The 18755-nt window shown below is 73.2% G+C and carries 19 protein-coding genes; 13 read left to right on the forward strand and 6 right to left on the reverse strand.

All coding sequences use genetic code 11. The features are described from left to right. Window positions 1-67: 67 nt before the first annotated feature. Complete coding sequence (locus ACMATS_RS30495) at window positions 68-874, forward strand: MIP family channel protein (RefSeq protein ID WP_390778989.1); 807 nt, start codon at window positions 68-70, stop codon at window positions 872-874. 143 nt (window positions 875-1017) lie between these two features. Here the strand turns inward: ACMATS_RS30495 and ACMATS_RS30500 are convergent, their stop codons facing one another. Beyond that, on the reverse strand, window positions 1018-1380 hold the full coding sequence (locus tag ACMATS_RS30500) for a DUF1844 domain-containing protein (protein ID WP_390778990.1): 363 nt from the start codon (window positions 1378-1380) through the stop codon (window positions 1018-1020). A 343-nt stretch (window positions 1381-1723) separates the two neighbouring features. On the opposite strand from ACMATS_RS30500, the gene infC reads away from it, so the two are divergent. The 10 genes from infC (at window position 1724) to ACMATS_RS30550 (ending at window position 12447) form a co-directional block, all read left to right on the forward strand. Further along, window positions 1724-2368, forward strand: a complete 645-nt coding sequence (infC, locus tag ACMATS_RS30505; RefSeq protein WP_390778991.1) for a translation initiation factor IF-3 — start codon at window positions 1724-1726, stop codon at window positions 2366-2368. Window positions 2369-2493: 125 nt separating this feature from the next. Further along, window positions 2494-2688 (forward strand): 50S ribosomal protein L35, encoded by a 195-nt coding sequence (rpmI, locus tag ACMATS_RS30510; protein ID WP_171085849.1) that lies wholly within the window; start codon window positions 2494-2496, stop codon window positions 2686-2688. Between the two features lie 101 nt (window positions 2689-2789). Beyond that, window positions 2790-3176, forward strand: coding sequence for a 50S ribosomal protein L20 (gene rplT, locus ACMATS_RS30515; RefSeq protein ID WP_171085850.1), 387 nt, complete (start codon window positions 2790-2792; stop codon window positions 3174-3176). A 123-nt stretch (window positions 3177-3299) separates the two neighbouring features. Then, a complete protein-coding gene (locus ACMATS_RS30520) occupies window positions 3300-4154 on the forward strand; it encodes a TrmH family RNA methyltransferase (RefSeq protein ID WP_391154263.1) in 855 nt (284 codons plus the stop codon). 39 nt (window positions 4155-4193) lie between these two features. Then, window positions 4194-5312: an ATP-binding protein gene (locus tag ACMATS_RS30525; protein ID WP_414169718.1), complete on the forward strand. Its 1119-nt coding sequence runs from the start codon at window positions 4194-4196 to the stop codon at window positions 5310-5312. 143 nt (window positions 5313-5455) lie between these two features. Beyond that, entirely contained in the window at window positions 5456-6577 is a 1122-nt protein-coding gene (gene pheS / locus ACMATS_RS30530) for a phenylalanine--tRNA ligase subunit alpha (RefSeq protein WP_390778993.1), read from the forward strand. After that, window positions 6577-9084, forward strand: coding sequence for a phenylalanine--tRNA ligase subunit beta (gene pheT / locus ACMATS_RS30535; RefSeq protein WP_414169719.1), 2508 nt, complete (start codon window positions 6577-6579; stop codon window positions 9082-9084). Before pheS ends, pheT begins: the two co-directional genes overlap by 1 nt. 190 nt (window positions 9085-9274) lie before the next feature. Further along, on the forward strand, window positions 9275-10438 hold the full coding sequence (locus ACMATS_RS30540) for a PP2C family protein-serine/threonine phosphatase (protein ID WP_414169720.1): 1164 nt from the start codon (window positions 9275-9277) through the stop codon (window positions 10436-10438). An 84-nt stretch (window positions 10439-10522) separates the two neighbouring features. Further along, window positions 10523-11860: a tetratricopeptide repeat protein gene (locus tag ACMATS_RS30545; RefSeq protein ID WP_336414286.1), complete on the forward strand. Its 1338-nt coding sequence runs from the start codon at window positions 10523-10525 to the stop codon at window positions 11858-11860. A gap of 56 nt (window positions 11861-11916) precedes the next feature. Beyond that, window positions 11917-12447 carry an NUDIX hydrolase gene (locus tag ACMATS_RS30550; protein ID WP_390778996.1) on the forward strand — a complete coding sequence of 177 codons (531 nt, stop codon included), beginning with the start codon at window positions 11917-11919 and terminating at the stop codon, window positions 12445-12447. Between the two features lie 65 nt (window positions 12448-12512). Here the strand turns inward: ACMATS_RS30550 and ACMATS_RS30555 are convergent, their stop codons facing one another. Then, on the reverse strand, window positions 12513-12773 hold the full coding sequence (locus ACMATS_RS30555) for a hypothetical protein (protein WP_171085865.1): 261 nt from the start codon (window positions 12771-12773) through the stop codon (window positions 12513-12515). Window positions 12774-12939: 166 nt separating this feature from the next. Further along, window positions 12940-13797 carry a 3-hydroxybutyryl-CoA dehydrogenase gene (locus ACMATS_RS30560; RefSeq protein WP_336414289.1) on the reverse strand — a complete coding sequence of 286 codons (858 nt, stop codon included), beginning with the start codon at window positions 13795-13797 and terminating at the stop codon, window positions 12940-12942. A gap of 158 nt (window positions 13798-13955) precedes the next feature. Here ACMATS_RS30560 and ACMATS_RS30565 point away from each other — a divergent pair, with 158 nt between their 5' ends. Continuing rightward, window positions 13956-15200, forward strand: coding sequence for a glycoside hydrolase family 10 protein (locus ACMATS_RS30565; protein WP_390778997.1), 1245 nt, complete (start codon window positions 13956-13958; stop codon window positions 15198-15200). A 23-nt stretch (window positions 15201-15223) separates the two neighbouring features. On the opposite strand, the gene ACMATS_RS30570 is transcribed toward ACMATS_RS30565, so the two are convergent. Continuing rightward, a complete protein-coding gene (locus tag ACMATS_RS30570) occupies window positions 15224-15424 on the reverse strand; it encodes a DUF1918 domain-containing protein (protein WP_414169721.1) in 201 nt (66 codons plus the stop codon). A gap of 56 nt (window positions 15425-15480) precedes the next feature. After that, on the reverse strand, window positions 15481-16374 hold the full coding sequence (locus ACMATS_RS30575) for a DMT family transporter (RefSeq protein ID WP_414169722.1): 894 nt from the start codon (window positions 16372-16374) through the stop codon (window positions 15481-15483). On the opposite strand from ACMATS_RS30575, the gene ACMATS_RS30580 reads away from it, so the two are divergent. Beyond that, on the forward strand, window positions 16373-17806 hold the full coding sequence (locus ACMATS_RS30580; protein ID WP_414169723.1) for a PLP-dependent aminotransferase family protein: 1434 nt from the start codon (window positions 16373-16375) through the stop codon (window positions 17804-17806). The genes ACMATS_RS30575 and ACMATS_RS30580 overlap by 2 nt on opposite strands. Here the strand turns inward: ACMATS_RS30580 and ACMATS_RS30585 are convergent. Then, window positions 17799-18707 (reverse strand): LysR family transcriptional regulator, encoded by a 909-nt coding sequence (locus tag ACMATS_RS30585; RefSeq protein ID WP_414169724.1) that lies wholly within the window; start codon window positions 18705-18707, stop codon window positions 17799-17801. The genes ACMATS_RS30580 and ACMATS_RS30585 overlap by 8 nt on opposite strands. Between the last annotated feature and the right edge of the window lie 48 nt (window positions 18708-18755).

Here is an 18755-nt window from a genome sequence, read left to right on the forward strand (position 1 = left end):
ACAGGCGACCCGGGGCGGACCGTCCGACAATGCGAGAGGGACGGTCCGCGAGATCCAGGAGGTCGCCATGGTCGCCCTGAAGCTGGAAACCCTGCAGCTGAATCCCGTGAAGACCCGCGCCGTCGCGTCCGAGTTCCTCGGGACCCTGCTGCTGGTCTTCTTCGCCGTGGGCTCCGCCGTCCTGGCGGCCGACTACATCGGGGTGCTCGGCATCTCGCTGGCCTTCGGCTTCACCCTTCTGGCCCTGGCGTACGCGCTGGGCCCGGTCTCGGGGTGCCACGTCAACCCGGCGGTGACGCTGGGAATGCTGGTGGAGCGGCGCATCACGCTCCATACGGCCATCGAGTACTGGATCGCCCAGATCCTGGGCGGCATCGTCGGCGCGGCGGTGCTGTTCCTGCTGGCCAAGCAGGTGCCGGGGCTGAAGACCAGCGGCTCCTTCGGCAGCAACGGCTTCGGCGACCGCTCCGCCGTGCACATCAACACGGGCGGCGCGTTCCTCGCGGAGGTCGTCCTGACCTTCCTGCTGGTCTTCGTCGTGCTCGCGGTGACCCACAAGATCGCCCTGGTGGGCTTCGGCGGCCTGGCCATCGGCCTGGCCCTCGCGGTGATCCACCTGGTCGGCATCCCGCTGACCGGCACCTCGGTGAACCCGGCGCGCAGCATCGGCCCCGCGCTCTTCGCGGGCGGCAGCGCGCTCTCGCAGCTGTGGCTGTTCGTCATCGCGCCCCTGGTGGGCGCCGTGCTGGCGGCGTACGCACACCGCCTCACCCATCCGCCGCAGGCGCCGGTCCTGATCGCGGACGAGATCGCCTCCGGCAGCTACGAGGCCCCGCCGGGCCACCTGACGGGCAAGCCCGAGAGCGCCCCGTAACAGGGGCGCCCCGAAGGGGCGCGGGGCAGCTACTCCCCCAGCTACCTCCCCCAGCTACCGCTGGGGGTGCCCCCAGGAGGTACCCCCAGCGGCTCCGCCGCGTGGCCGCGACCGGCCACAGCGAACCCGCACCCGAAGAACGGTCAGGCGTACACGGGCCCGGTGAACTTCTCGCCGGGCCCCTGCCCGGGCTCGTCCTGCACGACAGACGCTTCGCGGAACGCCAGCTGCAGCGACTTCAGCCCGTCGCGCAGCGGCCCCGCATGGAAGTTGCTGATCTCGGTGGCGCTCGCCGTGACCAGGCCGGCCAGTGCGGTGATCAGCTTCCGCGCCTCGTCCAGGTCCTTGTGCGCCTCGCCCTCCTCGGCCAGGCCCAGGTTGACCGCCGCCGAGCTCATCAGGTGCACCGCCACCGTGGTGATCACCTCGACCGCGGGCACCTCCGCGATGTCACGGGTCAGGGAGTCGAAGTCGGGGGTCTCGCCGGTGGGGCTTGCGTCGCTCATGCCGCACACGATACGTGCCGTCACCGAATCGGTTCGCCACGGGTTGGGCCCTCTGCTCCACAGCTGGTAATGTGGTGGATCGACCGGCTGGACACGTGCGTGCCCGGCCCAACAAGTGGAGGCTCCGAACTCCCACCTCGCCGACCCCGGGTCGGCAGGTCGTTTCCGGTCAGGTGGTGGCCATCGTTCCGTACGGACGATGGAGCCGCCCGATTGCGCCCCGCGGCTTTCCGTGGCGGTGTTCCGGTTTCTTGGAGCCCCGCCTGTGCCGTCCGGGGCATTTTTTGTGCACCGGCGCGGTTGGTCCGTACGTACAACAGACGCGGCTGTCCGCCGGACGGCCGTGTGGTGCTACCGAGGAGGATCCATCAGCGCCGAGCCCCGCATCAACGACCGGATTCGCGTTCCCGAGGTGCGACTTGTCGGTCCCAGCGGCGAGCAGGTCGGCATTGTGCCGCTTGCCAAGGCCCTGGAGCTTGCGCAGGAGTACGACCTCGACCTGGTCGAGGTGGCGGCGAACGCACGCCCGCCGGTCTGCAAGCTCATGGACTACGGGAAGTTCAAGTACGAGTCGGCCATGAAGGCCCGTGAGGCGCGCAAGAACCAGGCGCACACGGTCATCAAGGAGATGAAGCTCCGGCCGAAGATCGACCCGCACGACTACGACACCAAAAAGGGTCACGTCGTCCGGTTCCTCAAGCAGGGCGACAAGGTCAAGATCACGATCATGTTCCGTGGTCGCGAGCAGTCCCGGCCCGAGCTGGGCTACCGACTGCTGCAGCGTCTCGCGGAGGACGTCCAGGAGCTGGGTTTCGTCGAGTCGAACCCCAAGCAGGACGGCCGCAACATGATCATGGTCCTCGGTCCGCACAAGAAGAAGACCGAGGCGATGGCCGAGGCCCGCGAGGCGCAGGCCGCCCGCAAGGCCGCTCGCGAGGGCGGACCGGCGGACGCCGCGGACGCCGCCGAGGAGCCTGCAGAGGCGTGATTCCGGGGCCCTGTGCCCCGGATCGCCCCCGGGGCGAGAGTCCCGGACCGCAATCGAACACAGCTGACGCTCCCTTGTGCCCGCCCCGGCGGGCGGGAGCGCCACCGACGAGGAGATACGGCGCGATGCCGAAGAACAAGACGCACTCCGGTGCCAGCAAGCGCTTCAAGATCACTGGCTCCGGCAAGGTCCTGCGCGAGCGCGCCGGCAAGCGCCACCTGCTCGAGCACAAGTCGTCCAAGCTGACGCGTCGCCTCACCGGCAACGCCGAGATGGCCCCGGGCGACGCCGCGAAGATCAAGAAGCTTCTCGGCAAGTGACGCCCTGCACCCCGCACCGCGGGGTGCGCGTCCGACCGGGACCCCATCGATTTCCGGGTCGCGTGAGAATCCACCGCGACCCCGCTACAAGGAGTTAACAAGTGGCACGCGTCAAGCGGGCAGTCAACGCCCACAAGAAGCGCCGGGCGATCCTCGAGCAGGCCAGCGGCTACCGCGGTCAGCGCTCCCGCCTGTACCGCAAGGCCAAGGAGCAGGTCACCCACTCCCTGGTCTACAACTACAACGACCGCAAGAAGCGCAAGGGCGACTTCCGTCAGCTGTGGATCCAGCGCATCAACGCCGCTGCCCGCCAGAACGGCATGACGTACAACCGCCTCATCCAGGGTCTGAAGGCCGCCAACATCGAGGTGGACCGCAAGATCCTGGCCGACCTCGCGGTCAACGACGCCAACGCGTTCGCCGCGCTGGTCGAGGCTGCCCAGAAGGCGCTGCCGGCCGACGTGAACGCCCCGAAGGCCGCCGCCTGATCCGGCGCCCCACGGCTTCCGAGCGGACCCGCAGGCCTTTCGAGGCCTGCGGGTCCGCTGCCGTCTGTCACCCGGCGCGCGCCCGCGCCCGTACGCCCCACCCAGTGAAGTGAGCCGCCGCCCATGGGCACCCCCGAGCTGATCTCCCCGCGCTCCCCCCGCGTCGTCGCCGCCCGGCGGCTGGCCAGGAGAAACTTCCGGGTCAAGGAGCGCCGGTTCATCGCCGAGGGCCCGCAGGCCGTCCGCGAGGCCATCGAGCACCGGACCGCGGGCGAGCCCACCCTCATCGAGCTCTTCGCCACGGTCGAGGCCGCCGTGCGGCACTCCGAGATCATCGAGGCGGCGCTGGCCGCCGGGGTCCGGGTGCACCACGCCACCGACGAGACGGTGGCCGACATCTCGCAGACCGTGACCCCGCAGGGCCTGGTCGGCGTCTGCCGGTTCCTGGACACCCCCTTCGAGGAGATCCTGGCCGCCCGGCCCCGGCTGGTGGCCGTCCTGGCCCACGTGCGCGACCCCGGCAACGCCGGCACGGTGCTGCGCTGTGCGGACGCCGCCGGTGCGGACGCCGTCGTGCTGACCGACGCCTCGGTGGACCTCTACAACCCCAAGTCGGTCCGCGCCTCCGTGGGCTCCCTCTTCCACCTGCCGGTCGCCGTCGGCGTCCCCGTCGAGCAGGCCGTGCGCGGGCTGCAGGACGCCGGGGCCCGGATCCTGGCCGCCGACGGCGCGGGCGAGAAGGACCTGGACGACGAGCTGGACCAGGGCACCATGGGCGGCCCCACCGCCTGGATCTTCGGCAACGAGGCCTGGGGCCTGCCGGAGGAGACCCGCGCACTCGCCGACGCCGTGGTGCGCGTTCCGATCCACGGAAAGGCCGAGAGCCTCAACCTCGCCACGGCCGCCGCCGTGTGCCTGTACGCCTCCGCCCGTGCGCAGCGCGCGTCCGGAGGGTGCCGCTCCGTGACCTCCAGCTAGTAGGGTGGCGCTCCTGGGGCTCGGGAGGGGTGTCGGGTGATGAACGTCAGGACGTCCGGGAGTGCGGCCGGGCGCTCCGCGCCCGCGGTCGCCGACGGGCCCCTGCCGCATCCCGACGACCTGCCGGACGGCCTGGTCGTCGCGGACGAGACCGGCCGCGTGACCTGCTTCAACGCCGCCGCGGCCCGGATCACCGGCCTCGGTTCCGCCGAGGCGCTCGGCCGGCCGCTGGAGAAGGCCCTGCCGCTGGAGGATCTGGACGGCCGCCGCTGGTGGGCCCTGACCGACCCGTACGGCGGCCTCACCACCCGGGTGGGCCAGCCCGAGCGGAATCTGCTGCTGCCCGGCGGCCGCCAGGTGCTGGTCTCCGCCCGGTACGTGCGCGAGCGGCCGACCGGGCGCGTGGTGAGCGTGGTCGTCCAGCTGCGCGGCACCGAGGCGCGCCGCCGCACCGAGGCCAGTCACGCCGAGCTGATCGCGACCGTCGCCCACGAGCTGCGCTCGCCGCTGACCTCGGTCAAGGGCTTCACGGCCACGCTGCTGGCCAAGTGGGAGCGGTTCACCGACGACCAGAAGCGGCTGATGCTGGAGACGGTCGACGCCGACGCCGACCGGGTCACCCGGCTGATCGCCGAGCTGCTCGACATCTCCCGCATCGACTCGGGGCGGCTGGAGGTGCACCGCCAGCCGGTCGACATGGTCGCCGCCGTGCACCGGCACGTCGAGGCGCACACCCGGGCGGGCCAGCCGCGCGAGCGGTTCGTCGTCAAGGTCGCCGAGCAGCCGCTGCCCGCGTTGTGGGCGGATCCGGACAAGGTGGACCAGGTCCTGGGCAACCTCCTGGAAAACGCCGTGCGCCACGGCGAGGGACAGGTGACCATAGAGGTGGCACCGGCTCTGTTGACCGCGCGGAGGGAGGGGACGGCCGTGACGGTGAGCGACGAGGGCCCCGGCATCCCCGAGGAGTCCATGACGCGCGTCTTCACCCGCTTCTGGCGCGGCAGCAAGCGCGGCGGCACGGGCCTGGGCCTGTACATCGTCAAGGGCATCATCGACGCCCACGGCGGGACGATCACGGTCGGACGGGCCGCCCGCGGCGGTGCCCAGTTCCGATTTACCCTGCCCGTGGGCGCCCCGGCCTTCCTGGACCGGCTCTGACCCAAGCCCACGGGCCGTCCCCCTCCACGCGCCCCTTAGACTCGACCTTTGGCACCTTTGGCACCGCCTCGGTCCAAAGCCGTCGGGGCGAAGCCGCGCAGCGCAGCGAAGCCAGCCAAAGCCAATCGGAAGCACGGGAAGAGATGTCCGCACCCAATAAGTCGTACGACCCTGTCGAGGTCGAGGCACTGAAACCGGAAGAGATCGAGCGCATGCGGGACGAGGCGCTCGCCGCCTTCGCCGCCGCGGCGAGCCTCGACGCCCTCCACGAGGCCAAGGTCGCGCACACCGGACCCACCTCCCCGCTCGCTCTCGCCAACCGCGAGATCGGCGCCCTGCCCCCGCAGGCCAAGGCCGAGGCCGGCAAGCGCGTGGGCATGGCCCGCGGTGCCGTCAGCAAGGCCCTCGCCGCCCGGCAGGCCGAGCTGGAGGCCGAGCGCGACGCCCGGGTGCTGGTCGAGGAGGCGGTGGACGTCACGCTGCCCTACGACCGCATCCCCGCGGGCGCCCGTCACCCGATCACCACGCTCTCGGAGCGCATCGAGGACGTCTTCGTGGCCATGGGCTACGAGGTCGCCGAGGGCCCCGAGGTCGAGGCCGAGTGGTTCAACTTCGACGCCCTGAACATCGCCAAGGACCACCCGGCCCGCGCGATGCAGGACACCCTCTTCGTCCAGGGACCGGAGAAGCAGGCCGAGTCCGAGGTCGTGCTGCGCACGCACACCTCGCCGGTGCAGGTCCGCACGATGCTCGACCGCGAGCCGCCCATCTACGTGATCTGCCCGGGCCGCGTCTACCGCATGGACGAGCTCGACGCGACGCACACGCCGGTCTTCAACCAGGTCGAGCTCCTCGCCGTCGACGAGGGCCTGACCATGGCCGACCTCAAGGGCACCATCGAGCACATGGTGCGCTCCCTGTTCGGCGAGGGCCTGACGACCCGGCTGCGTCCCAACTACTTCCCGTTCACCGAGCCGTCGGCCGAGCTGGACATGCAGTGCTACGTGTGCCGCGGCGCCTCGGCGGGCGACCCCGAGCGCCCCTGCCGCACCTGCTCCAGCGAGGGCTGGATCGAGCTGGGCGGCTGCGGCATGGTCAACCCGCGGGTGCTGACCGCTGCGGGCATCGACCCGGAGAAGTACAGCGGCTTCGCGTTCGGCTTCGGCATCGAGCGACTGCTGATGTTCCGCCACAACGTCGAGGACATGCGAGACATGGTCGAGGGTGACGTCCGCTTCACCCGGCCGTTCGGGATGGAGATCTGATGCGCGCCCCGCTTTCCTGGCTGCGGGAATACGTCGACCTGCCGGCCGGTGAGACCGGCCGCGACGTGCAGGCCAAGCTCATCGCCGCGGGCCTCGAGGTCGAGCGCGTCGAGCAGCTCGGCGGCGACCTCACCGGCCCGCTGGTGGTCGGCAAGGTGCTGACCATCGAGGAGCTGGAGGGCTTCCGCAAGCCGATCCGCTTCTGCACGGTCGACGTCGGCCGGGCCAACGGCACCGGCGAGCCGCAGGAGATCGTCTGCGGCGCCCGCAACTTCGCCGTGGGCGACAAGGTCGTCGTGGCCCTGCCCGGCGCCGTCCTGCCCGGCGACTTCGCCATCGCCGAGCGCAAGACCTACGGCAAGGTCTCGCGCGGCATGATCTGCTCGGGCGACGAGCTCGGCATGGGCGACGACGGCACGCACGGCATCATCGTGCTGACCCCGGAGCACGAGGTCGGCACCGACGCGATCGAGCCGCTCCAGCTCGTCGACGAGGTCCTCGACATCGCGGTCACCCCCGACCGCGGCTACTGCCTGTCGATGCGCGGCATCGCCCGCGAGGCCGCCATCGCCTACGGCCTGCCGCTGCGCGACCCGGCCCTGCTGGACGTCCCGGCGCCCAACGCCCACGGCTACCCGGTGCAGATCGCCGACCCGGTCGGCTGCAGCCGCTTCACCGCGCGCACGGTCACCGGCATCGACGCCGAGGCCCGTTCGCCGCTCTGGCTGCAGCGCCGGCTGCAGAAGGCCGGCATGCGCCCGGTCTCGCTGACGGTCGACATCACCAACTACGTGATGCTCGAGCTCGGCCAGCCGCTGCACGCCTACGACCGTTCGCTCCTGGACGGCCCGATCGGCGTGCGCCGTGCGCAGCCCGGCGAGAAGCTCACCACGCTCGACGGCGCCAAGCGCGTCCTCGACGCCGAGGACCTGGTCATCACCGACAACCGCGGCCCCATCGGCCTGGCGGGTGTGATGGGCGGCGCGGACACCGAGATCGCGGACCACGGGGCGGCGCAGAGCTCGTCCGAGGTCGTCATCGAGGCGGCGCACTTCGACCCGGTGCCGGTCGCCCGTACCGCCCGGCGTCACAAGCTGACCTCCGAGGCGTCCAAGCGCTTCGAGCGCGGCGTCGACCCGCAGGCCGCGTCCGCCGCGGCCCAGCGCACCGTCGACCTGCTGGTGCTGCTGGCCGGCGCCACGGCCGAGGCCGGCGTCACCGAGATCACCGCGCCGAGCGCGCCCCGCACGATCGCCATCCGTGCCGACCACCCGGACAGCGTGGCCGGCGTCGTGTACGGCCGGGAGACCGTCGTCCGCCGCCTCCAGCAGGTCGGCTGCGACGTCTACGGTCAGGACGAGCTGATCGTGACCGTCCCCAGCTGGCGGCCCGACCTCACCGACCCGAACGACCTGGCCGAAGAGGTCATCCGGCTCGAGGGCTACGAGAACCTGCCCGCCACCCTCCCGCAGCCGCCCGCCGGGCGCGGCCTGACCGGTCGTCAGCGCCTGCACCGCCGGGTGGGCCGGGCGCTGGCCGGTGCCGGGTACACCGAGGTGCTCAACTACCCCTTCATCGGGGAGGAGGCGCTGGACCACCTGGGCCTGGAGGCGGACGACGCACGCCGCACCGTGGTGCGCGTGGCCAACCCGCTCTCGGACACCGAGCCCGCCCTGCGCACGACGATGCTGCCGGGGCTGTTCGCCGCCCTGCGCCGCAACGACGGCCGCGGCGAGCACGACCTGGCGCTCTTCGAGACGGGCCTGGTCTTCCTGCCCACCGGCGCGGAGGTCACCCCGGCCCGGCTGCCGATCGACCGCCGTCCGACCGACGAGGAGCTCGCCTCCCTCGACGCCGCGCTGCCCCGGCAGCCGCGCCGTGCGGCGGTCGTCCTGGCCGGTGCCCGCGAGCAGGCCGGCTGGTGGGGCAAGGGCCGCCCGGCCGACTGGGCGGACGCCGTCGAGGCGGGCCGCACGGTCGCCCGCGAGGCCGGTGTCGAGCTGATCGTCCGTCAGGGCCAGGCGGCGCCGTTCCACCCGGGCCGCTGCGCCGCGCTGTTCGCCGTGGTGGGCGGCCAGGAGGTGCGCGTCGGCGGCGCCGGTGAGCTCCACCCGCGCGTCACCAAGGCGTTCGGCCTGCCGGAGCGCACCTGCGCCATGGAGATCGACCTCGACCTCCTGGAGCGGGCGGGCACCGGTCCGGTCGAGGCCCCGCACGTGTCGGCGTTCCCCGTGGCCACGCAGGACGTCGCGCTCGTCGTGGACGCCTCGGTCCCCGCGGCCGACGTCGAGGCGGCGCTGAAGGACGGCGCGGGCGAACTCCTGGAGTCGCTGCGCCTGTTCGACGTCTTCACCGGCGAGCAGCTGGGCGAGGGGAAGAAGTCGCTGGCCTACGCGCTGCGCTTCCGCGCCTCCGACCGCACCCTGACCGCCGAGGAGGCCACGGCCGCCCGTGAGGCCGCGGTGCAGTCGGCCGTCGAGCGGACCGGCGCGGTCCTGCGCGGCTGACGCCCGCGTTCCGACGCAGTGCCGAAGGGCGCCCCGCTTCTCCGGGGCGCCCTTCGCCTCTATCGCACCGCTGTCAGGCAACGCCTGCCGAATATCACTCAATAGGGTGGAACCGGGGCGACGTCACCTTCCCCAGGCCGGAACCTGTCGGCGAGAATCGGCCCGTCGTTGCGCTAGGGGGACCGACGGAATGATCCGTACCGGGGCTCTTCTGCGGTTCCGGCGGGCTCTCGTCCTCGTCCTGCCCGGGCTCTGGGTCTCCGGAGTGCTGGCCTGGGAGTGCGTGAGCCCCCTCGGTACCGAGTTCATGCAGCTGCTCGCAGCTGCACCCGCCATCGCCTGTGCCGGCACCGGCCGTCGCCGGTGCGTGCTGCTCGGAGGGCTCTGCGCGCTGCTCGCCCTGCTGCCGATCGGTCCGGTCGCCCGGGCGGGGGCCGCCGCCCGGCTCGGCACGTGCTGCGCGATCCTCGCCGTCGTCGGCGCCAGCTATCTCACCAGCGGCCGCGGGCTGCGGCTGCTCGGCCAGCTGGAGCAGGTCCGGCAGGTGGCGGCCGCCGCCCAACTGGCCGTGCTGCGCCCGCTGCCGCCCCGGATCGACGGCATCACGCTGGCCGGCGTCCACCTGTCGGCCAGCGAGGGAGCCCTGATGGGCGGGGACCTCTACGAGGTGCTCGCCACCCCGCACGGCGTGCGCCTCGTCATGGGCGACGTGCGCGGGCACGGCATCCCCGCCATCGCCACCGTGGCCGCGCTGCTCGGCTCCTTCCGCGACGCCGCGCACGACGAGGCCGAACTGCCCGACGTGCTGCGCCGCTTGGAGCGCGCACTGCAGCGGCACCTGAGCGAGAAGGCGCGCACCGGGCCGCCCGGCCCGTCGGAGACCGAGGACTTCGCGACCGTCCTGCTCCTGGAGGTGCGCGGGGAGGGCCACGTCGCCGCCCTCAACTGCGGGCACCCCTGGCCGCACCACCTCACCCGCACCCCGGAGGGCACCGCACGGGTCGTCGCCCTGGAGCCCGGCGACCCGCTGCCCCCGCTGGGGCTGTTCCCGCTCCCCGCCCGGCTTCCCCTGGTGCCCCTGCCGCCGCTCGCGCCCGGCGAGGCCCTGGTCATGCACACGGACGGCGCCGAGGACGCCCGGGACCGGGCCGGCCGGCTCTTCCCGCTCGCCGGGGCCCTGGCCGACGCGGTCCGCAGCGCCCCGCTGGTGCCCGCGGCGATCGTCGAGCGCGTCAAGGCCGCCCTGCTGCGCCACACCCGCGGCCTGCTCGCCGACGACTTCGCCCTGCTCGCCATCGGCAGCGACGGCCCGCCCCTGCCCGGCCCCCTGGCCCTGCCCTGTGGCCGGTCCTGAACGCTCCGGCGGCGATGGCCCGTTCACACCCCGTGCGAACGGATCCCCACTACGCTGATCCCACCGAGCGCACCGGAGGGCAGGATGGAGCCCAACACACTGCTCGACGCCGTCCTCGACGAGGCGGGCATCTCCCATGCCGGCCTGGCCGCCCACATCAACGCGGCGGGCCGGGCCCGGGGACTGGCGTTGCGCTACGAACACACCGCCGTCGCCCGGTGGTTGAAGGGCCAGCGGCCGCGCGGCCAGGTGCCGGACCTGATCTGCGAGGTCCTCGGCGAGCGGCTGCACCGCGCGCTGACCCTCGACGACATCGGCCTCGGCACCCCCGGCACCCCCCGGGTGCCCGGGACCCCGCTGTCCGGCTTCGTCGAGCGCGCCACCGCCCTGTGGCGCTCCGACGAACAGCAGCGGGAACACGTCGTGCGGGCCCCCGCCGTCACGGGCACCCCCGCCGTCATCCCGGTCTGGGAGTGGGAGAACCCGCCCGAGGACGCCGACGTCTCCCGGCGCGGCCTGACCCGGGTCTCCATGGACGACATCGAGATGCTGCGCGCCGCCCGCGCGCACTACGAGCAGATGTACCGCAAGGCCGGGGGAGTGGCGACCCGCGGCAGGGTCGTCGGCTTCCTCAACGCCGAGGCCGCGCCCCTGCTGCGCGGCAGCTACTCCGACGCCACGGGGCGGCAGCTGCACCGGGCCACCGGGGGCCTGGTCGCCGTCGCCGGCATCTGCGCCTACGACTCCGACGCGCACGGACTCGCCCAGCGCTACTTCCACCAGGCGCTGCGGCTCGCCAAGGCCAGCGGGGACCGGGGGCTGGGGGCGTATGTGATAGCGCTCCTCGTCAACCAGTCGCTCTTCATGGGGGAGCACCGGCAGGCGGTCGCCTTCGCCGAGTCGGCGCTGCGGGCCGCGGGCCCGCAGCTCACCCCGGCGCTCGCCGCCGATCTCTACGCCATGCAGGCCAAGTCCTATGCCCGGCTGGGGGACGGGGCCGGGGCGCTGGCCTGCATCCGGCGCGCCGAGTCCGCCGCCGAGCGCATCCACCGCGGCCAGGAGCCCGCCGAGACCGGCTACGTGCAGCCGGGACTGGTGAACGTGCAGGTGGCGGAGGCCCTGTTGAGCCTCGGCGACCTCGGACCCGCCCGTGAGCACGCGGACCGGGCCGTCGACACCCCCGCGCACGACCGGGGCCGTGTCCACCGGCTCGCCATGCTCACGCACATCGAGCTGCGTCAGGGAGACGCGGACAAGGCGGTGGCCACCGCACGGGAGATGACCGAGCAGGCGAGAGGCATGGAGTCGCAGCGCTTACGGGACCGGCTCCGGGCGGTGCGCGAGCACCTGATCGAAAGCGGGTGCGCGGCCACGGCCGAGGCCGCCGAGATGATCGACGGGGCGTTGCGCGTGCCCTTGTGACCCTGGTGAGGACAGCCCCCGGGGAGGTGGCCACCTCGGCGGAAGGTGGCAGACACGTGCGCTGGAAGAATCTCAGGGAGCTGACCGTCTACGAGAACCGATGGTTCCGGGTCAATCTCGCGGACGTCGAACTCCCCGACGGCCGCCACCTCGACCACTTCCTCATCCGGCTGCGGCCCGTTGCCGTGGCCACGGTGGTCAATGCGGCCAATGAGGTCCTGCTGCTGTGGCGGCACCGCTTCATCACGGACAACTGGGGCTGGGAGCTGCCGGCCGGCGTCGTCGACGACGGCGAGGACATCGCGAGCGCCGCGGCCCGGGAGATGGAGGAGGAGACGGGGTGGCGGCCGGGTCCCCTGCGGCACCTGATGTCCGTCGAGCCGTCCAACGGGCTCACCGACGCCCGTCATCACATCTACTGGGCGGACGAGGCGGAGTACATCGGTGACCCGGAGGACGCCTTCGAGTCGGACCGCCGTGAGTGGGTGCCGCTGAAGCTGGCGCCCGACCTCATCGCCCGGGGCGAGGTGCCGGCGGCCAACATGGCGGCGGCCCTGCTCCTGCTGCACCACATCCGGCTCGGCTGACCGATCCGGTAACGGGGACAACGGGGACCACGGGGGTCGCAGAATGAATCACGCGCACCCCGCGCTCATCGGCCGGACGCCTGCCACACGGCGACCGCCAGGCCGGCCAGGCCGGTGAGCGCGGCCAGCGACGGCAGGGGCCACCGGCCGTGCTCCAGGGCCCGCAGCCGCTCGGCCATCTCCTCCAGTTCGTGCTCCGCCTGTTCGCTGCGCTGGGTCAGCAGAGCGAGCCGGCCGTCGATGCGGACGACACCCACATCTAAGCTGCGCCGGAGCTCCGCGAGCTCAGCCGCCTTCGCGGCCGTGTGCTCGGGATGGATGGTCACGGTCCGTACCCCTTCCGGAAGGTGAATCCGTTGCTTGCCTGCTGAGGCGAGTCAACCGCTTCGTGGGGCGGGGCGGGAGCGTGTGCGGAGGGTGTTCACGGGTCAGCGGCGCACACCCCGTGTGAAGGGGGCGCGCGCCGGCCCGGCGGACGGCTCGGCAGATGTCTCAGTAGGTGTAGAAGCCCGAACCGGTCTTGCGACCCAGTCGGCCCGCGTCGACCATGCGCTGCAGCAGCGGGGGAGCGGCGTACAGCGGCTCCTTGTACTCGGCGTACATGCTGTCGGCGACCGAGGCGACGGTGTCCAGGCCGATCAGGTCGGAGAGCTTGAGCGGGCCCATGGGGTGGGCGCAGCCGAGCTCCATGCCGTTGTCGATGTCCTCGCGGCTGGCGATGCCCGACTCGAACATCCGGATCGCGGACAGCAGGTAGGGGATGAGCAGGGCGTTGACGACGAAGCCCGAGCGGTCCTGGGCGCGGATGGCGTGCTTGCCGAGGATCTGGCCGACCAGGGTGTCGGCGCGCTTGATCGTCTCCTCGGAGGTGGTCAGCGCCGGGATCAGCTCGACGAGCTGCTGCACCGGGGCCGGGTTGAAGAAGTGGATGCCGATGACCTGGTCGGGGCGGGAGGTCGCCACGGCGAGCTTGACCAGCGGGATGGAGGAGGTGTTGGAGGCCAGGATCGCGTCGGGCCGGGTCACGACCTGGTCGAGGACCTGGAAGATCTCCGTCTTCACCTGCTCGTTCTCCACGACCGCCTCGATGACCAGGTCGCGGTCGGCGAACTCGCCCAGGTCCGTGGTGAAGCTGAGCCGCGCCAGGGTGGCGTCCCGCTCCTCCTCGGTGATCTTGCCGCGCTCGGCGGCCTTGGCGAGGGAGTTGGTCAGCCGGGTGCGGCCCAGCTCCAGGGCCTCGCCGGTGGTCTCGGCGACCTTGACCTCCAGGCCGGCGCGGGCGCACACCTCCGCGATACCGGCGCCCATCTGGCCGCAGCCCACCACTCCCACGCGTTCGATGTCGCTCACGTCGTGCCTTTCGGTCTTCGCTGATCCTGCACTGCACTGATCCGGACTCTGCTCACGACGTTACCTCCGCAAGCGTGCGGTGCGGAGGGCCCCTGGGTGGGCATGCTGATGCAGACGGTGTGACTGTTCTGACAGGGTGCATTCAAGGAGGCGTCCATATGGGGCGAATCAGCCGAAGAGGCTTCACCGTGGCAGCCGCCGGAGCCATGACGGCCCTGCTGGCGACCGGCGAGGCCGGGGCCCTGGAACCCGAACCCCAGGGGCGGACCCGGCGGAAGCGGGAGTTCCGTGGCATGTGGACGGCGACCGTCGCCAACATCGACTGGCCCTCCCGGCCCGGCCTGGCCCCGGACCTCCAGCGGGCCGAGCTCCTCGCCCTCTTCGACACCGCCGTGGCCCGCCGGCTCAACGCCGTGATCCTGCAGGTCCGTCCGACCGCGGACGCCTTCTGGCCGTCCCGCTACGAGCCCTGGTCGGAGTACCTGACGGGCCATCAGGGACGCTCCCCGGGCTGGGATCCGCTGGCCTTCGCCGTGCGCGAGGCGCACAAGCGCCGCCTGGAGCTGCACGGTTGGTTCAACCCTTACCGCGTGGCCAACCACACCGACCCGGGCCGGCTGGTGCCCGGCCATCCCGCGCGGGTGCACCCGGACTGGGTGCTGCCCTACGGCGGCAGGCTCTACTACAACCCCGGCCTGCCCGAGGTCCGCCGCTTCGTCCAGGACGCGATGCTGGACGCCGTCTGGCGCTACGACCTCGACGGGGTGCACTTCGACGACTACTTCTACCCCTACCCCGTCTCCGGCCAGGCCTTCGACGACACGGCGGCCTACGAGCGCCACGGCGCCGGCTTCCCCGACCGGGCGGCCTGGCGGCGCGACAACATCGACCGGCTGGTCCGGGAGACGGGCGAGCGCATCAAGCGCCGCAAGCGGCATGTGCAGTTCGGCATCAGCCCGTTCGCCGTGTGGCGCAACCGCACGACGGATCCCCGGGGTTCGGACACCCGGGCCGGGGTGCAGACCTACGACGACCTGTACGCGGACACCCGCTCATGGGTTCGCAAGGGATGGATCGACTACATCGTTCCGCAGATCTACTGGGAGATCGGCAACCGCGCCGCCGACTACGCGAAGCTCGTGCCCTGGTGGGCGGAGACCGTCCGCGGCACGGGCGTGCACCTCTACGTCGGCGAGGCCCTCTACCGGGCCGGCGACCCCGCACAGCCCGCGCCCTGGCAGGACCCGGCCGAGCTCTCCCGGCACCTCACGCTGGACGCGGCCCACCCGGAGGTGCAGGGCAACGCCTACTTCTCGGCCAAGCAGGTCGTCTCCGACCCCATCGGGGCGATGGCGCGCGTGGTGCGGGACCACTACCCGCACCGCGCGCGCCCGCCGCGGTGAGCCGAGGGGTCTGCAGGGGGCTGTCAGGTCCTGTCCGCGGCCTTGCGGTGGTCCACGACGGAGTCGGGGCCGGGGGACATGATCGTCTCGTGCCCCTTGGCGTCCTTGACCCGGTACGGCGGGTTGCCCTTGGGTCCCAGCACTTCGACGATCTCGACGGTGTGGTCCTGCTGCCCGACCACCCTGCCGTGCACCACCAGCCGGTCGCCCTTGCTCGCATGCATCGACGGTGCCCCTTCCGATGAGGTTGGACACGTGCACTGTGGGAACGCTGCCAAGTTTACGGTGACCGTTGCGTCACCGCGATGCAGACGAGCACGCCCACCGCGGCGGCCGGCGCCGCCGGGGACAGCCGCTCGCCCAGCAGCGCCACCGACCAGACCAGCGTGAGCAGCGGCTGCGCGAGCTGCAGCTGGCTGGCCCGGGCCACCCCGATCGCGGCCATGCCGCGGTACCAGACGACCATGCCCAGCAGCTGCGAGCCCAGCGCCAGCCACAGCAGCCCGGAGACCGCGTGCCAGCCGAGCCGCGCCGGCTCGGCGGACAGCGCGACGGCCGCCCCCGCGACGGCCACGGGCAGGCAGAGGACCAGCGCCCAGCCGACGACCTGCCACCCCGGCATCTCCCGGGCGAGCCGGCCCCCTTCGGCGTAGCCCGCGGCGCAGACCACCAGGGCCGCGAAGAGCAGGAGGTCGCCCCGGGAGGGCGCCCCGCCGCTCTGCAGCAGCGCGAAGGCGACGACCACGGCCGCCCCGGCCAGCGCCGCCGCCCAGAACGTCCACGCGTGCCGGGTGCGGGTCCGCACCGCCGCGTACGCCGCCGTGGTGAGCGGCAGCAGGCCGACCACCACCGCCGCGTGCGAGGTCGTCGAGGTCTGCAGGGCCAGCGTGGTCAGCAGCGGGAAGCCGACGACGACACCGCCCGCCACGACGCACAGCCCGCCCCAGTGACGGCGCGGGGGCAGCCGCGCGCGCAGCGCCAGGAGGGCGCCGAGCGCCGTCAGCCCGGCCAGGGTCATCCGGCACGCGGTCACCGACCAGGGCCCGAAACCCTCCAGGGCCCAGGCGGTCGCCGGGAAGGTCAGCGAGAACGCCACCACGCCGAGCGCGGCCAGCAGCGTTCCCCCGTTCACCGCTATCGCACTGCGACCGATAGCGCTATCTTGTACTGTCATGCACGAGAGTAACAGCGTGGCGGAACTGGCCGGGACTCTCCGGGGCGAGCTCGACCGCTACTCGCCGGGTGAGAAGCTGCCGTCCAGCCGGGCCCTCGTCGAACGCTTCCGGGTCAGCCCCGTCACCGTCACCCGCGCCTTGGCCGCCCTGGCCGCCGAGGGCCTGGTGGTCACCCGGCCCGGCGCCGGCGCCTTCCGCGCGGAACGCACCGGCCCGCCCTCCCGGAGCGGCGACACCTCCTGGCAGCAGATCGCGCTCAGCGCGGAGACCGGCGAGGAGGCCGTCCCCCGCTCCGTGGACGCCTCCGGCGTGCTCGACACCCTCGCCGAACCCCCGCCCGGCGTCATCGAGTTGCACAGCGGCTACCTCCACCCCGCCCTGCAGCCCGAGCGCGCCCTGGCCGCCGCCCTCGGCCGGGCCGGGCGCCGGCCCGGAGTGTGGGGACGCCCGCCCGTCGAGGGCGTCGCCGACCTGCGGGCCTGGTTCGCCCGCGAGATCGGCGGGCCCTCCGGCACCCTCGCCCCCTCCGACGTCCTGATCACCGCGGGCGGCCAGAGCGCCCTCGCCGTCGCCCTGCGCGCCCTGGCCCCGCCCGGCGCACCCGTGCTCGTCGAGTCCCCCACCTACCCCGGCATGCTCGCCACCGCCCGCGCCTCCGGGCTGCGCCCCGTGCCCGTGCCGGCCGACGACCGGGGCGTGCGGACCGACCTGCTGGAGCGGGCGTTCCGGGCCAGCGGCGCCCGGGTGTTCGTCTGCCAGCCGCTCTTCGCCAACCCGACCGGTGCCGTGCTGGCCCCCGAGCGGCGGCAGGAGGTCCTGCGGGCGGCCCGCGAGGCCGGGGCGTTCGTCGTCGAGGACGACTTCGCGCGCCGCCTGGCCCACGAGGACGCCCCGCCGCTGCCGCCCGCGCTCGCCGCCGACGACCCCGACGGCATCGTCGTCCACGTCTGCTCGCTCACCAAGTTCACCTCGCCCAGCCTGCGGGTGGGCGCCCTCGCCGCCCGGGGCCCGGTCCTCGACCGGCTGCGGGCGATCCAGGTCGTCGACAGCTTCTTCGTGCCCCGCCCGCTCCAGGAGGCCGCCCTCGAACTCGTCGGCTCGCCCGCCTGGCCCCGCCACCGGCGCGCCGTCGCCGCCGCCCTGCGCACCCGCCGCGACGCGCTGCTCGCCGCCCTGCGCCGGGAACTCCCGGAAACCACCGTGGACTTCGTGCCGCCCGGCGGCTTCCACCTCTGGGCGCGCCTTCCCGACGGCACGGACGAACACGCCCTGGCCGCGGCCGCCCTGCGAGCCGGCGTCGCCGTCGCCCCCGGCCGCCCGTACTACTCCGCCGAACCGCCCGCGCCGCACGTCCGGCTGAGCTTCGCGGGCGTGGCGGGCACGGCGGAGCTGACGGAGGGGGTGAACCGGCTGCGCTCCGCGCTCAGTTGAGGCCCGGCTCCTCCTGTGCCGCGATCCGGGCCACCGCGGCCCGCAGCCACCGGTGGGCCGGGTCGGCGTCGACGCGGAGATGCCAGGCCATGCCGACGGTGACCGCCGGCAGGTCCAGCGGGATCTCGCGCACGTGCAACGGCATCACGCCGGCCGCCCGGACGGCCACCGCCTCCGGCAGCAGGGCCAGGGCGTCGGACTGCAGCACGAGGAAGCAGGCCGTGACGAAGGACGGCGCGGTGGCCAGGACCCGGCGGCTCAGGCCGAGTTCGGCCAGCCGCTCGTCGACGACGCCGTGGGCCCTGCCGCGCCGCGAGACGGTGATGTGCGGGATCGCGGCGAAGCGCTCGACGGTCAGGGGCTCGTCCGCATGCGCGGCGGCGGCGCGGGAGACCGCGGCGTGACGGTGCCGGGAGAGCGGGGTGCTGCGCACGTCGTGGGGGAGGGCGGGCAGGGAGCCGAGGTCCAGGTCGATGCGGTCGCGCAGGTCCGCGGGGTCCTCGTCGCCCTCGGGCAGGATCCGCAGCCGGATGCCGGGCGCCTGCTGCGCGATGCGCTCGGTGAGCGCGGGACCGAGGACGACGGCCATCGCGTCGTTGGTCCGCAGCGTGAACTCCCGCTCCACCGTGGCGATGTCGACGGGCTGCGGCGGCCGCAGCGCGGTCAGCGCCCCCAGCAGCGCCGCCTCGACCTGCGGCCGCAGCTCCAGCGCCCGCGGCGTGAGCGTCAGCCCGCGCCCCGCGGGCACCAGCAGGGGATCCCCGACCACCCGGCGCAGCCGCCCCAGGGTGCGGCTCATGGCGGAGGCCGAGACGTGCATCTCGGCGGCGGCACCGGTGACGCTGCCCTCGCGGAGCAGGGCGTGGAGGGCGGGGAGGAGGTTCATGTCGGGGAGTTGCATGGGGCGCAACTCTAGTGTTCCGACGCGGAACTTGTGGTCAAGGGTCGG

It is taken from the genome of Streptoverticillium reticulum, assembly GCF_047456005.1.
GTDB classification, from domain to species: domain Bacteria; phylum Actinomycetota; class Actinomycetes; order Streptomycetales; family Streptomycetaceae; genus Streptomyces; species Streptomyces reticulum.

What these genes read in the sequence shown, in the direction of transcription:
- ACMATS_RS30495 (WP_390778989.1), top strand. Translation starts at nt 68, where the DNA reads ATGGTCGCCCTGAAGCTGGAAACCCTGCAGCTGAATCCCGTGAAGACC.
- ACMATS_RS30500 (WP_390778990.1), bottom strand. Translation starts at nt 1,380, where the DNA reads ATGAGCGACGCAAGCCCCACCGGCGAGACCCCCGACTTCGACTCCCTG.
- rpmI (WP_171085849.1), top strand. Translation starts at nt 2,494, where the DNA reads ATGCCGAAGAACAAGACGCACTCCGGTGCCAGCAAGCGCTTCAAGATC.
- ACMATS_RS30520 (WP_391154263.1), top strand. Translation starts at nt 3,300, where the DNA reads ATGGGCACCCCCGAGCTGATCTCCCCGCGCTCCCCCCGCGTCGTCGCC.
- ACMATS_RS30525 (WP_414169718.1), top strand. Translation starts at nt 4,194, where the DNA reads ATGAACGTCAGGACGTCCGGGAGTGCGGCCGGGCGCTCCGCGCCCGCG.
- pheS (WP_390778993.1), top strand. Translation starts at nt 5,456, where the DNA reads ATGTCCGCACCCAATAAGTCGTACGACCCTGTCGAGGTCGAGGCACTG.
- pheT (WP_414169719.1), top strand. Translation starts at nt 6,577, where the DNA reads ATGCGCGCCCCGCTTTCCTGGCTGCGGGAATACGTCGACCTGCCGGCC.
- ACMATS_RS30540 (WP_414169720.1), top strand. Translation starts at nt 9,275, where the DNA reads ATGATCCGTACCGGGGCTCTTCTGCGGTTCCGGCGGGCTCTCGTCCTC.
- ACMATS_RS30545 (WP_336414286.1), top strand. Translation starts at nt 10,523, where the DNA reads ATGGAGCCCAACACACTGCTCGACGCCGTCCTCGACGAGGCGGGCATC.
- ACMATS_RS30565 (WP_390778997.1), top strand. Translation starts at nt 13,956, where the DNA reads ATGGGGCGAATCAGCCGAAGAGGCTTCACCGTGGCAGCCGCCGGAGCC.
- ACMATS_RS30570 (WP_414169721.1), bottom strand. Translation starts at nt 15,424, where the DNA reads ATGCATGCGAGCAAGGGCGACCGGCTGGTGGTGCACGGCAGGGTGGTC.
- ACMATS_RS30580 (WP_414169723.1), top strand. Translation starts at nt 16,373, where the DNA reads ATGCACGAGAGTAACAGCGTGGCGGAACTGGCCGGGACTCTCCGGGGC.
- ACMATS_RS30575 (WP_414169722.1), bottom strand. Translation starts at nt 16,374, where the DNA reads ATGACAGTACAAGATAGCGCTATCGGTCGCAGTGCGATAGCGGTGAAC.
- ACMATS_RS30585 (WP_414169724.1), bottom strand. Translation starts at nt 18,707, where the DNA reads ATGCAACTCCCCGACATGAACCTCCTCCCCGCCCTCCACGCCCTGCTC.